The sequence below is a fragment of the Bifidobacterium saguinibicoloris genome, assembly GCF_019331725.1.
Classification (GTDB): Bacteria; Actinomycetota; Actinomycetes; order Actinomycetales; family Bifidobacteriaceae; genus Bifidobacterium; species Bifidobacterium saguinibicoloris.
On record NZ_JAHBBF010000020.1, the window covers coordinates 25062 to 38579 of the forward strand.

The following is a 13518-nucleotide window of genomic DNA, read 5'->3' on the forward strand; positions in this document are numbered from 1 at the left end:
CCTCCAAGGTCCCCGTCCGTCCAACGGCATGCCACGGCATAGGCGGCATCGCCGATCCACGCAATCCACGCGATTCATGCGATTCACGTACGGCACCGAATAACGCCTGCGGAACATACGTCACATGCGCACGCCGCGTGGAGACGGCCACTCGGCCGGTTCCGCCCCGCCACCGCCGACGACCGCGATCCGCCATGCAACGCCCCGATGACGGGAACCGAAGACACCAATCAATCCATTCCAAGGAAGGAGACAACCACATGAGGTATTTCACCACCGACACGCATTTCGGACATCCGCTGGTGAGCGTGCTGCGCGGATACACCCGCTTCGACCCCGGCCGCGAGCGCTACGCCGCGCTGCTCGCCGAACAGGGCCGCAAGGCCGCCGAGGACTGGGCGAAGGGCGTCGTGTTTGACGATTCGCGGCTCAGCTTCCGCACGGCCGCCGACACGGACGCGCATGATGCGGCCGTCGTCGCGAACATCAACCGTCTGGTCGGCGAGGACGACGAACTGTGGATCCTGGGCGACATCGGCTTCCGCACATCCGTCCGGCATCTCAAGTCGTGTCTGCGCCAGCTGCGCTGCCGTCACCTGCATGCGGTGATCGGCAACCACGACGACTGGTGGCTGGACGACCGGCCGGCGCGCAACTTGTTCGAGTCGATCGAGCCGAACGGCACGGTCGACGTCACCGGCCTTGACGCCACCCACCCGGAGCGGGCCGAGACCGTGAACCTGTCGCATTTCCCATACCGCGAGGATCTCGTCTACGGGTGGCCGGATGACGCCGTGCGCTTCCCGGACAAGGCGCTGCCGTTCGACGGCCGGCGTCTCCTGTACGGGCATACGCATCAGCTCTCGCCCGAGGGCGCACGCCCGGAGGCGCTCAACGTGGGTCTCGACGCGTGGGGTCTCGGGCCGGTGAGCGAAACCCGGATCGTCGAATGGTTCCATGGACATGCGGGTGTCGTGTCCGACACCGCGAAGCCCTGCACCGAGCCGTCCGATGCTCCGACGACGGAAAGGAGCTGACCCGATGGCGAAGCTGATCATCCTGCGCGGTCTGCCGGCATCCGGCAAGTCCACGTGGGCACGCCGATGGGCGGACGATTCCTCGAACACGTGGCCGCACTGCGTGGTCTCGTTGGACGCCATCCGCCTGATGGTCGCCGGTTCCGCGGCGAACCGGGACCGGATGCGGTCCCGTCACGCCAAGTCGTTCGAGACGATGGTCGTCGCCATGGGACGGCATATGGTCGCCGACGCGTTGGACGCCGGCTGGGACGTGGTCGCCGACGCCCAGCATGCGAACCCCCGGTACGCGTGCGAGCTGGCGTTGCTCGCCCGCAGGCATGGCGCCGTCTGGGAGACGAAGGACTTCGACGTGCCGTTGGACGAGCTGCTGCGGCGCAACGCCGCGCGCGGGGACGCCGACCGGGTGCCCGAGGAGTACATCCGTGAATCCTGGAGGCGGTTCCATGCCGTGATGTTCCGGCCGTTGGAGCCGGGAGACCCTGACGGGAACCTGTTGGACCGCATGCGTGCCGACCCGTATGTGCGGGTCGTCCCGGTGCGCGGCGAGACGGACGTCTTCGCCTGCAACTTCACGTCGGAGGCGTTCCGCGAGCATCGTTGGACGGCGCGCACGATCAACGCGCGCGGCCTGTTCCTCGACGGCGATGGCCGTGTGGTGCAGCGTGGTTTCGAGAAGTTCTTCGCCGTGGACGAGACCCCGGAGACCTCGTTCGAACGTGTGGTCGCGCACGCGCGCGGCCATGCCGGCGCGCTGCCCGTGCGTGTGGAGCGCAAGGAGAACGGGTTCCTGGGCCTGGTGGGAACCGGCGGCGATCCGGGGACGTTCCGGTTCTGGTCGAAGTCCGGGCAGACGGATTATTCCGCGCTGATCGAACGGCTGTTCCCCGAGGATCCGGCCGTTCGCGGCGAACTGTGGCGGATGCTGCGCGAATGGGACGTCACTGCGGCGTTCGAGGTGATCAACTGCGAGTCGGACCGTCATATCGTCGGCTATGACGGGTCGGGGCTGCGTCTGCTGCATCTGATCCGCAACGCCGAGACGTTCTCCATCGACTACGGGCATGAGACCGCGTTCACGCAGACGGGCGGGTTCGTCCGGCCGGAGACCGTGACGATCGCCCGCACGCCCGATGAGGTCGCGCAGGCGATCGTGGACGCCAAGGCGAGCCTCCGCGAAGGCGTGGTGCTGTATTTCGCCGACGGTTGGATGGTGAAGGTGAAGTCGGACCGGTACAAGCTGGTCAAGGCCATGCGTCCGCTGCTGCAGCGCATGCTGCTGCGTGGACGTCCGTGCAACAAGACGGGCGACGTGGCCGATCTGGCGCGCCGGATCGTCGACTACACCCGCGATCACGACATCGATCTGACGTATGAGCGGCAGGCGTTCGGCGAACGCGACGTGGATATGACCAAGGTCGGCGAGCTGGTCGATCTGGTGCGTTGACGCCGTCGCACGTCACGCGAGCGTCGGGTCGGCGAAACGCCGGTTGGCGAGTACCGGGAGCGATTCGCGGGCGTCGCGCAGCGTGTCGCGTCGAAGTTCAGCGGTGATGAGGCCGGGATGGGATCCGGCGGCCGCGACGACTTCGCCGAGCGGGTCGATGACGCGGCTCAGGCCGATGGTCCTGGTTCCCGTCTCGCTGCAGGCGAGCACGTAGCAGGTGTTCTCCAGCGCGCGGGCGGCGGTCAGGAGCTCCCAGTGGCGTTCCTTCCGCGCGCCGCGCACCCATGCGGCGCTGACGGCGATGACGTCCGCTCCGCGCACGGCAAGGGACCGTGCGGTCTCCGGGAACCGCACGTCGTAGCAGGTCATCACGCCGATACGCCAGCCGTCGACGTCGACGACCGGCGGCAGTTCGTCTCCGGGCGCGACCGTGTCGGATTCGCGTTCCGAGAACGCGTCGTACAGGTGGAGTTTGCGGTAGGCGGCGATGACGTCGCCGCCGCGGATGACGACGAACACGTTGGCGACGCGTCCCGTGACGGACGACGCCGGTTCCGACGACGTTTCCGGTTCCAGCGACGGCATGTGCACGGTGCCCATCAACGTGATGCCGTACCGTTCGCCGATCCGCCGCAGTCCGGCGACGAACGGCCCATCCGACGGTTGCGCCATGCGCGCCGTGAACGTCGGGTCGTCGTCGCGTGCGATGAGTCCTTCCGGCAGGAGCAGCAGTCGCGCGTCCTCGTCCGACGCACGACGCGCATATCCGTCGATGACGGCAAGGTTCGCGTCCGGTTCCCGCGTCACCGCGAACTGTGCGATGGCGACCTTCAGCGTCTCATCCGTGCGATACGTTCCGTCCGTCATGTCCGTTCCGATTCCCATGCCATGACATTATCGCCGTAGGTGGGCTTTGGCCTCGGGGCTTCCGGTACGCGGGCGCGGCGAGGGTCGCCGCGGGGTCGGATTCGCCCTGCGTCGACGCGCCTCCACGACGTCCCAGATGATGCCGACGATCAGCCAGACCGCACCCACTGCGGCGACGCACAATCCCACGAGCACCAGAATCGAGCAGAGAAAGCTCACGAACACCCCGCCGATGAGGTCCGTCAACGTCGACCCGAGCCAGCTCCAATCGTTGGGGCCGCCGGGCGTGCTGTGCCACGCCGCCTTCATACCGCCCGAGGCCAGCCAGGCGATGAGCGCGGACAATCCCGCCGCGGCTCCCCCGACACCCGTCACGATCAACGGCACGATGCTGTGCTTCATGAGACAACCCTATCGCCGGAACAATCCTCGTTCCACAACGTAGTCCCTGTCGCGTCCCGTCGTTTCGCAGTCTCCGCCGTTTCGCCGGCCATGCCGGATTCACACGCGACCGGGTACTAGGATGGGAGCGGTAACACGGGACCGTGATCCCTCGATGAAAAAGGAGCTTCCATGACCGATGTCGTCACCAGCAAGGACAAGGAGTACGAGGCGGAGGAGCGCAAGGCCGCGCCGGGGCCGGACCAGGCGATGAGCGACCGTGTGAACAACCGTTCGCTGCGTCCGCGTTCCGAGGCGTTCAAGGAGTTCATGCGTTCCGGCTGGGCGGATGACGAGCCGGACATCGAACCGCTCGAATCCTCGAAGTTCACGCCCGCCCGCCTCAAGGCGCTGGGCGCGGCGTTCCCTGGCGAACGTCTGGTGATTCCGGCGGGCCAGCCGAAGGTGCGCAACAACGACTGCGACTACATGTTCCGTCCGGACACGGCGTTCGCGTACTACACGGGTCTCGGCGTCGACTACGAGGCAGGCGCCGTGCTGGTCCTCAACCCCGTCGACCCGGACTCCCCGGAGGCCAAGGCCGGCGAAACGCACGTGCCGGAGCTGTTCGTCGCGCCGCGCGCCGACAACTCCACGACCGACTTCTTCATGAACGCGCACTACGGCGAGTACTGGGTCGGCCCGCGCGCGGGCCTCAAGGAGATGACCGCGATGACGGGCATCGAAACGCACGACATCGCGCAGCTGGCCGACGCGCTGTCCAAGGACGTCGGCGCCGAGGCGGGGGCGGTCCGGGTGCGCGTGATGCGCGAGACGGACCCCCAGGTCACCGCGCTCGTCGAGTCCGTGCGCGAGGCGAACGGCGCTACCGATCCGGACCGCAACGCCGCCGCCGACGACAAGCTGCACGAGTTCACGTCCGAGGCCCGTATGGTCAAGGACGCCTACGAGATCGGCGAGATGCGCAAGGCCGTGGCCGCGACCAAGCAGGGCTTCGACCGTCTGCTCTCCTCGCTGCCGTCCGCGCTCGACAAGCCTCGTTCCGAGCGCATCCTCGAAGGCGCGTTCAACGCCGTCTCCCGCGAGCTCGGCAACGCGGTCGGCTACGATTCGATCGTCGCCTCCGGCCCGCACGCCCCGATTCTGCACTGGATGCGCAACACCGGCGTCGTGAAGACCGGCGACATGCTGCTCGTCGATGCGGGCGTCGAGGTCGACTCCCTGTACACCGCGGACATCACCCGCACGTTCCCGACGAACGGCAAATTCACCGGCCTGCAGAAGCGCCTGTACCAGGCCGTGCTCGACTCCCAGCAGGCCGGTTTCGAGGCCGCCAAGCCGGGCGCCACCTACTCCGACATCCACCACGCCTGCATGCGCGTAATCGCCGAGAGGCTCCACGAGTGGGGCCTGCTGCCGGTGGACGTGGAGACGTCCCTGTCCCCCGAGGGCCAGCAGCACCGTCGCTGGCTCGCCTGCGGCGTGGCGCATCACCTCGGCCTCGACGTGCATGACTGCGCGCAGGCCCGCTTCGAGTCGTATCAGGGCGCCAAGATCCGCCCAGGCATGATCTTCACCATCGAGCCGGGCCTGTACTTCCGCGAGGATGACCTGCTCATCCCGCCGGAATACCGCGGCATCGGCATCCGCATCGAGGACGACGTGCTCATGACCGAAGACGGCCCCGAATGGATCTCCGCCGGCATCCCGAAGCAGATCACGGACGTCGAGCAGTGGATGGCCGACCGCGCCGCGGCGGCCAAGTGATCGAACCAACCCCTTCGGGCTCCCCGCATCAGGGAGCCCGACCCGTATAAGGAGGCAATATGCCGACACCGCAATTCGTGCTCGAACTGCGCAAAAAAATCGGCCATGACCTGCTGTGGCTCAACGGCGTGACCGGCTGCGTGCTCGACGGCGAAGGCCGCATCCTGCTCGGCCGACGCTCCGACACCGGCGAGTGGGCGATGGTCTACGGCATCAACGAGCCGGGCGAACAGCCCGCGGACACAGTGGTGCGCGAAATCAAGGAGGAGACGGGCGTCGACGCGGTCGTCACCGATCTGGTGGCCGTCACCTCTTCGGACAGAATCATCACCTACGCGAACGGCGACAACACGATGTACATGGACCATTCGTTCCTGTGCGCCCTGAAGCCGGGAGGCAACGCCGAGCCGTTCGTCGGCGACGAGGAGAGCCTCAACGTCGGCTGGTTCGACTTGGACGACCTGCCCGAGCCGCTGGCGAGGAGCACCGTCGAACGCCTGAAGCTGTTCCGCACATACATCGAGAACAAGCGGCGCGGCGACGCGCATGCGTTCTTCGTCTTCGACGGCGAACGGCGCTGACGCCCGCCACGAGTCGGGCCCCGGTGGGGAATCCCGCCGGGGCCCGACTCGTCCCCGACGCCCCTAGGTATGCGTCCCCACGCGAATCGCTGCAAGCATGACGTTATTCGTTAACAACCCTTACATGTGGCGAAAGCCTGTTCTGCCCTCGCCAATCAGGCATGCCGAGGCGCCGTATGAAGCTATACTGAAAAGGTAGTTGACTTAAATATTCCCGGCAACGAGGCCGGCAAGGCGCGCACCAAGGGCCTGCCCCATCACCGTGGCCGTCATCCGCATCCATCATGGGGACGACCGTCCGAAGACAACGACAGGAGAGGACGTCATGATCGTACAGGCACCTGCGGGCGCGTCGTTCCCGTTCACCGCGGGGAGACCCGCGAAAGCCAGCCCCTCGGACGTGCGGCGCATGAACCGCGCGCTGATCTTCAACCTGCTGTTCCCCTCGAACCGCCTGTCGCGCGCGGATCTCAGCCGCATGACCGGCCTGTCCCGGGTGGCCGTCTCCGATGTGGTCAGCGGCATGCTCGAGGAGGGACTCCTCCAGGAGAACGGCCATGAGGCGCCGGCCCGCGGCAAGGGGAAGCGGGCCACCCTGCTGAGCGTCGACCCGGGCCGCCTTCGCATCATCAGCGTGGACCTGTCCCAGGAGCATCTCATCCGAGGGGCGGTAACCAATCTGCACGGCATGCCCGAAGATCATATGGAGGTGGCGCTGGGACCGGACGACCGGATCGAGGCGGACGCCATCGTCCAGCTCATCGACCAGCTGCGCGCCGACATCGACGCCTCATCGCTGATCGGCATCGGCATCGCGGTGCCGGGCGTGGTGAACGACGGCGTCATCGAGGAGTCCACCGGTCTGGGCTGGCGCGACGTCGACCTCAGGACGCGTCTGGAGACACGGTTCACCGTGCCGGTCACCGTCTCCAACGACGTGGTCGCCTCCATGCTCACGGAACGGTTCTTCGGACAGGCCGGTCCGAATCTCATGTTCGTGCAGATCAACCGCGGCATCGGTTCGGCCACACTCATCGACGACGTCCCCGTGGTGGGCGAGCATCATGCCGGCGGCGAGATCGGCCATATCTCGCTCGACCCCGAACACGGGCCGGCTTGCCCGTGCGGCAAGCGCGGCTGCATGGAGCGGCTGATTTCGGCCAATGCCCTGCGCAGGCGCATGGCGGGCATGGACGACGAGGGGAAGACGGCCGTCGTGCGCGAGGCGGGCGTCCTGTTCGCCTCGGCCATGGCCATTACCGTGGGCCTGCTGGACATCGCCGACATCTGTCTGTACGGCCCGGCCGACATCGTCAACAACGTGTTCCTCCAGGCGGCGCAGGAGCGTCTGGACGCGATGACCACCTCGAAGTTCCACACGCGCACCGTCATCAGACGGTGCCAGTGCGGCGCGGGGGCCGCGCTGCGTGGCGCATCGGTCGCCGTGGCGTTGCGCCACCTGGAGGCTTGAGCCCGGCCGCCGCCGGGAACCGACGTCAGGCGCGCACCGCGGCGACCGCGGCCCGCACGGTGTCCCGATCGGTGCGTTCGACGGGAGTGTCGCCGCCTCCCCCGGGGCCTCCGGCGGCCGCGACGAGCTTCTTGGCGGACAGGTGCACGGCGTCGACGCCCGTCGCCTTCAACGCGGCGATGGAGGGGATCGTGACGCCGCCGCCCGCCTGGATCTCGATGCGTCCCGCCGCATGGTCCGCCAGTTCGCGCAACCGTCCGATGCCGCTCGGCGCATCCGGCGCGCCGCCCGAGGTGAGCACACGCGTATACCCCAGGCCGATGAGCTCGTCCAGGGCCGTGAATCCGTCGGGGGTCATGTCGAACGCCCGATGGAACGTCAACGCCACATCGCGTCCGACCTCACGTCCCGCGGCGCGCGCCGCTTCGGCGAGGGCGCCGGCGAACGGCACGTCGATGGCCCCGTCGTCCGTCAGTCCGCCGACGACGACGCCGCATGCGCCCGCGCGCACCGCCGCCCTGACGTCGGCCAGCTGCACCGCCTTCTCGTCCGCGTCGAACACGAACGAACCCGCACGTGGTCTGATAAGCGCCTGCACGCCGTACGGCAGGCCGACGGCGGCGCACGCGGCGATCAGGCCGACGCTGGCGGTCAGGCCACCGGTCGCGCCGAGCGCCACGCACAGTTCGATGCGGTCGGCCCCCTCCTCCTTGGCGATGCGTGCGCCTTCGACGTCCTGTACGGCTATTTCGAGCATGGTCATGGCGGTCCTCCTCATCGGGTCACTGCGGCAGACGACGGTCTACGGCGACCGTCCGGCACGCGTCCATGATAGCCGGGGTCATCGCCCCGGCATGCCCGGCCGTATGCCTACGCGCGACACGCCACGACACCTTAATTGCGTTCATGTATTAACGGCGTTAATATCTTAACGAAGTTCAGATTCGAGGAAGAGCGGACAACCACTCACGGACGCAAGGAGGTGTCGGAATGAATACCAGCGCTGAAGCCACGGCATCGCAGGCCTCTCTCGCCGAGTTCAACCGTTCCCGCATCCTCCAGCATCTCTACCACTACGGCATCAGCTCCCGGGCGCAGATCGCCAAGGCGCTGCACCTCACCCCCGCGGCCATCACCAAGATCACCGCCCAGCTCATCGAAGCCGGCGCCATCAAGGAGACCGGCGACATGGAGGGCGCGAAGAACCGCCGCTCCATCGGACTCGAACTCGATCCGAACGCCTTCCACATCATCGGCGTCAAATTCGCGCGTTCCCTCGTGCAGATCGGCGTCTTCGACCTGTGCGGCAACGCCTCCCACGTGGAGGACATGCCGCCGGTCACCAACGAGACCATCGCGGACGCCGTCGCCCTGCTCCACGAGCGCATCGAACGGCTGCTCTCCGATGACCGCGCCATCGTGGCCATCGGCATGGCCGTCCCCGGCCCCTACATGCGCGACGAGGGACGCACCGCCGTCGTCTCCTCCATGCAGGGATGGCGCGACGTCAACTTCATCGACGAATTCTCCCACGCATTCCCCGTGCCCGTATTCATCGAACAGGACGCGCGCGCCGGCATGCTGGCCCACTATCTCTTCGACGACGAAACGCACGGCGAGACCAACCTCGCCTACTGCCTGGTGGGCGAAGGCGTCGGCCTCGGCGTCATCGACAACGGCCGCATCATCAACGGCGATCTCGGCGCCGCCACCGAAATCGGCCACGTGTCCATCGACATCAACGGCAAGCCGTGCGACTGCGGCAACGTGGGATGTCTGGAACGCTACTGCTCCACCCCCGCCATCCATGAGATGCTCGTCGAGGACGGCACGCTCATCCCCGAAGCCGCGGCCATGACCAACACGCAGGCCACGCGCGAGCTCTTCAGGCTCGACCGCGAGGGCGACCCCCACGCCCGGGAGCTGGTGCTGCGCATCGCGCGGTACGTCGGCTACGGCTGCGTCAACATCTTCAACACGTTCAATCCCAAGTGCATCATCATCGGGGACATCGTCTCCGAAGCGGGCCAACCCCTGCTCGACGAGGTGCGCGCCACGGTACGGCGACGGTCAATCCCGGAGATCTACCGCGCCACCGACATCCGCCTGTCGACCATGCCCACGGACGCTACGGTCTGCGGCGCGGCCGCCGTGGCGGTCACCCAGTTCCTCGACCATCCTTCGATGTTCTTCGAACTGACCTGACCGGCACCCAAGATTTCCCAAACGGAAAACCACCACACAGCAAACAGCAAAGGAAAGGAACCATCATGTCCAAGCCCATCGTGCTCTCCCTCGGCGAACTCCTGTGGGACATGCTCCCCACCGGCAAGCGCGCCGGCGGCGCCCCCGTCAACTTCGCCTACCATTCGATGATGAACGGCGCCGACGGCTACTCCGTCTCCGCCGTGGGTGAGGACGAGCTCGGCGACGAGCTCCTGGCCGAGACCGCCAAGGCCGGCATCCACGCCGTCATCCAGCGCAACGCCTGGCCGACCTCCACCGTCGAGATCGAGCTCAGGAACGGCATCCCGGAGTACACCATCGTCAAGGGCGTCGCCTGGGACCACATCCTGTACACCCGTCAGCTCATCGACGTCGTCAAGCAGGCCGACGCCGTCTGCTACGGCACCCTGGCCCTGCGCTCCCCCGAGTCGCACGCCACCATCACCGAGCTCCTCAAGCACACCAAGCCGGGCGCGATGAAGTTCTTCGACATCAACCTGCGCGGCGACCACTACTCCAAGGAGCTCATCGAGGAGCTGCTCGGCTACGCCACCGTCTTCAAGATCAACGACGAGGAGCTGCTCCTCCTGCGCGACATGTTCGACATCCGCGGCACCTCCGGCGACGACGCCTCCCGCTGGTTCCTCGAGAAGTACGACCTCGACTACGTGATCCTGACCGCCGGCAGCGCCTACTCCACCATCATCTCCAAGAACGGCGAGATCTCCACCGTGGACACCCCGCGCGTCGAGGTCGTCGACACCGTCGGTGCCGGTGACTCCTTCTCCGGCACGTTCACCGCCCGCACCCTGCTGGGCGACTCCCTGTCCGAGGCGCACCGCAAGGCCGTCAACACCGCCGCCTTCGTGTGCACCCAGGCCGGTGCCTGGCCGGAGTACCCGGCCCAGATGCCGGACTACCTGGCCGAAGCCGGCAAGTGAGCCGACCCCACCCGCGTGCGCGCCGCGTCACCGTGGAACACCACCCATGACGCGGCGTACACGCCCCTTCACCTTTCCTTGGCGCAGGCCCCGCGCCGGGACAACGTCGTCCCGGCAATCTCCAACCGATTCCGAACCATGGAACCCGGCGCGGGCGCTATGCGCTCCAAGGCACCGATAACTGAATACCGACAACCATTTCGTCCGTCTCATTACAGATAGAAAAAGGGAAGTTTTTACCAATGAGCAACGAAACCACCAAGACCGGCAACGCCGGATTCGCCAAGATCCTGCCCGTGATGTTCGCGTTCTTCGTCATGGGCTTCGTCGACTTGGTCGGCACTGCGACGAACTACGTGAAGGCCGAGTTCAGCCTGAACGACGCCACCGCGAACCTGTTCACCACCATGGTGTTCTTCTGGTTCCTCATCTTCTCCGTGCCCACCGGCATGCTGATGAACAAGATCGGCCGCCGCAAGACCGTGCTGTGGTCCATCCTCGTCACCCTCGTGGCCATGGCCCTGCCGATCCTCGCCTACGTGGCCTTCCCGCTGAAGTCCACCGCCCAGCTGGTGCTCATCGTCATCTCCTTCGCGTTCCTCGGCATCGGCAACACCCTCATGCAGGTGTCCCTCAACCCGCTGCTGACGGTCTTCGTCAAGGGTGACAAGCTCGCCTCCACGCTCACCACCGGCCAGTTCGTCAAGGCCTTCGCCTCCCTGTTCGCCCCGTGGATCGCCCAGTGGGGCGCGAACTCCATCCAGGCCTACTCCTGGAGCTACGTCGACGCCAAGGGCCAGACCGTCGAGGTCGGCATGTGGTGGATTCTGTTCGTCATCTACTTCGTGGTCGGCATCCTCGGCTACATCCTGCTCGCCTTCGACAAGATCGAGGAGCCCGCTCCGGATTCCGGCACCACCACCATCGGCCGCTGCTTCAAGCTGCTGTTCTCCGACGGCATCGTCTTCCTGTGCTTCCTCGGCATCGTGGCCCACGTGGGTGTGGACGTCGGCATCAACGCGCAGGCGCCGCGCATCCTCATGGAGCACACCGACGTCGCCCTGGCCACGGCGACGAACGCCACCATGGTCTACTTCATCGCCCGTATGATCGGTTGCTTCACCGGCGGCATCGTACTGCAGAAGATCTCCAACAAGGTCGGCCTGCGCATCTGCGGCGTCATCATGACCGCCTCCGCCGTCTGCTTCGCGATCTTCGCCGCCACTCCGACGAACCCGCCGGTCTGGCTGTTCTGGACCGCGGTCGCGCTCGTCGGCTTCGGCAACTCCAATGTGTTCTCCCTGTTCCTCTCCCACGCGCTCATGTACCGTCCGGACCGTCAGAACGAAATCTCCGGCCTCATGCTCATGGGCCTGATCGGCGGCGCCATCTTCCCGCCGATCATGGGTGCGGCCGCGGGCGCCGGCCAGATCGGCGGCATCCTCGTGATGGCCGTCGGCTGCCTCTACGTCCTCGTCATGGGCTTCGCCTACAAGGTGCTCGAGGGCAAGAAGGCCTGACGCACCCGGTGTGGCGGACTTCATACCCTGACGTGAGGTCCGCCGCGACCCGATAAGACGTGACAGACAACGGCGAACGGCCGGCGCACTCTTCCAAGAAAGCATGCACCGGCCGTTCGCCGTTCCATATGTCGTGGCCGGTCAGACAGTCGGCCGCGCCGACGGAGCCGTCAGTGCAGATCGTCCGTGTCCAGCACGATGGTGACGGGTCCATCGTTGACGAGACCGACGCGCATGTGCGCGCCGAATCTGCCCTCCCTGACGGGCACACCGCCGGAACGCAGGGCCTCGTTGAATCTGATCCACATGACGTCCGCATGCTCCGGTTTGCCGGCCTTGATGAAGCTGGGACGGTTGCCCTTGCGCACGTCGGCGAACAGGGTGAACTGCGAGATGGAGAGGATCTCACCGCCGATGTCCTGGATGGAGCGGTTCATCTTGCCATGGTCGTCCTCGAAGACACGCAGGTTGAGGATCTTATGCGCCAGCCATGCGATCTCCTTGTCGCCGTCCTCGTCGGACACCCCGACCAGCAGCATGAATCCCGGCCCGATCTGCTGCGGCTCGAATGTGGGGTCCACTCCCCCGAGCTCGTTGACGACGTCCACCGACGCTTCCGACACGCGTTGCAATACGACTTTCATAAGCCATCAGCCTAGCCGGCCCACGTAACGAGACGGGAACGACGGGCAGGTCGCATCGCTTAGGGTCGTGGCAGGCATGGCACTGTGGCGTAGTACGCCTTCTATTGTCCCGCCAGAACGATAGGACCCTTTGATTGCGTATTCCCAATGATGTCTATTGTTCCAAATCGGCGTTTCGGGACAATAGAACCTTTAATGTCATGCGCATAACGGTTCTTTCACACGAAAAGGAACAATAGGACATGGAGTACAAGACCATCCGGCAGACCGTGCACATGAGCCGGTCGGGCGAACGGCCCGACATCATCGCCGAACATGAATACCGGCAACGGCTCGAAGGGTGGAGCACGTTCCGTTCCGGAGTCGTATTGCGCGGAAACGAGCCATTCGTCGTGAACTTCCGCGAGCTTGCCGTCATCGTCGAAGGCATCCGTGAGCGGGAGCACGACGTGGCCGACTTGTGGAACGGTCTGCCGCCGATCGCGCGCTGTGTTTTGTCAAGTTGTGGTAGGCCGTTTCGGCGTTTCTTTTGGTCCAGATGAGCGGCTGGTTTTAGGCCGTTTCAGCGTTGGCCGGTCCTGTCGTTGGTTGTTGTGGTCTTATTGCATGAGGGCG

At 66.0% G+C, this 13518-nt stretch carries 13 protein-coding genes; 9 read left to right on the plus strand and 4 right to left on the minus strand.

The window, feature by feature from the left end:
• Positions 1 to 260: 260 nt before the first annotated feature.
• Entirely contained in the window at positions 261 to 1037 is a 777-nt protein-coding gene (locus tag KIH78_RS09755) for a metallophosphoesterase family protein (RefSeq protein ID WP_236034571.1), read from the plus strand.
• A 4-nt stretch (positions 1038 to 1041) separates the two neighbouring features.
• Entirely contained in the window at positions 1042 to 2484 is a 1443-nt protein-coding gene (locus KIH78_RS09760) for an RNA ligase (RefSeq protein ID WP_219132196.1), read from the plus strand.
• 12 nt (positions 2485 to 2496) lie between these two features.
• On the opposite strand, the gene KIH78_RS09765 is transcribed toward KIH78_RS09760, so the two are convergent.
• Both KIH78_RS09765 and KIH78_RS09770 read right to left on the minus strand, forming a co-directional pair.
• Positions 2497 to 3351, minus strand: a complete 855-nt coding sequence (locus KIH78_RS09765) for a nitrilase-related carbon-nitrogen hydrolase (protein WP_219132197.1) — start codon at positions 3349 to 3351, stop codon at positions 2497 to 2499.
• A gap of 27 nt (positions 3352 to 3378) precedes the next feature.
• A complete protein-coding gene (locus KIH78_RS09770; RefSeq protein ID WP_219132198.1) occupies positions 3379 to 3753 on the minus strand; it encodes a hypothetical protein in 375 nt (124 codons plus the stop codon).
• Between the two features lie 171 nt (positions 3754 to 3924).
• Here KIH78_RS09770 and KIH78_RS09775 point away from each other — a divergent pair, with 171 nt between their 5' ends.
• The 3 genes from KIH78_RS09775 to KIH78_RS09785 all read left to right on the plus strand — a co-directional run bounded on the left by KIH78_RS09775 (position 3925) and on the right by KIH78_RS09785 (position 7572).
• Entirely contained in the window at positions 3925 to 5520 is a 1596-nt protein-coding gene (locus tag KIH78_RS09775) for an aminopeptidase P family protein (RefSeq protein WP_219132199.1), read from the plus strand.
• A gap of 59 nt (positions 5521 to 5579) precedes the next feature.
• Complete coding sequence (locus tag KIH78_RS09780; RefSeq protein ID WP_219132200.1) at positions 5580 to 6101, plus strand: NUDIX hydrolase; 522 nt, start codon at positions 5580 to 5582, stop codon at positions 6099 to 6101.
• Positions 6102 to 6426: 325 nt separating this feature from the next.
• Positions 6427 to 7572, plus strand: a complete 1146-nt coding sequence (locus KIH78_RS09785) for an ROK family protein (protein WP_219132201.1) — start codon at positions 6427 to 6429, stop codon at positions 7570 to 7572.
• Between the two features lie 25 nt (positions 7573 to 7597).
• Here KIH78_RS09785 and KIH78_RS09790 read toward each other — a convergent pair whose 3' ends face one another.
• Positions 7598 to 8335, minus strand: a complete 738-nt coding sequence (locus KIH78_RS09790) for a copper homeostasis protein CutC (protein ID WP_219132202.1) — start codon at positions 8333 to 8335, stop codon at positions 7598 to 7600.
• Positions 8336 to 8562: 227 nt separating this feature from the next.
• Here KIH78_RS09790 and KIH78_RS09795 point away from each other — a divergent pair, with 227 nt between their 5' ends.
• The 3 genes from KIH78_RS09795 to KIH78_RS09805 all read left to right on the plus strand — a co-directional run bounded on the left by KIH78_RS09795 (position 8563) and on the right by KIH78_RS09805 (position 12259).
• Complete coding sequence (locus tag KIH78_RS09795) at positions 8563 to 9777, plus strand: ROK family transcriptional regulator (RefSeq protein WP_219132203.1); 1215 nt, start codon at positions 8563 to 8565, stop codon at positions 9775 to 9777.
• A 65-nt stretch (positions 9778 to 9842) separates the two neighbouring features.
• Complete coding sequence (locus tag KIH78_RS09800; RefSeq protein ID WP_214315284.1) at positions 9843 to 10739, plus strand: carbohydrate kinase family protein; 897 nt, start codon at positions 9843 to 9845, stop codon at positions 10737 to 10739.
• A 242-nt stretch (positions 10740 to 10981) separates the two neighbouring features.
• The gene (locus KIH78_RS09805; protein WP_219132204.1) at positions 10982 to 12259 is read left to right on the plus strand and encodes an MFS transporter; all 1278 of its coding nucleotides are present in this window, start codon (positions 10982 to 10984) and stop codon (positions 12257 to 12259) included.
• Between the two features lie 170 nt (positions 12260 to 12429).
• On the opposite strand, the gene dtd is transcribed toward KIH78_RS09805, so the two are convergent.
• Positions 12430 to 12903 (minus strand): D-aminoacyl-tRNA deacylase, encoded by a 474-nt coding sequence (dtd, locus tag KIH78_RS09810; RefSeq protein ID WP_219132205.1) that lies wholly within the window; start codon positions 12901 to 12903, stop codon positions 12430 to 12432.
• A 242-nt stretch (positions 12904 to 13145) separates the two neighbouring features.
• Between dtd and KIH78_RS09815 the strand changes: the two genes are divergently transcribed.
• Positions 13146 to 13445: a hypothetical protein gene (locus KIH78_RS09815; protein ID WP_219132206.1), complete on the plus strand. Its 300-nt coding sequence runs from the start codon at positions 13146 to 13148 to the stop codon at positions 13443 to 13445.
• The last annotated feature ends 73 nt before the right edge of the window (positions 13446 to 13518 follow it).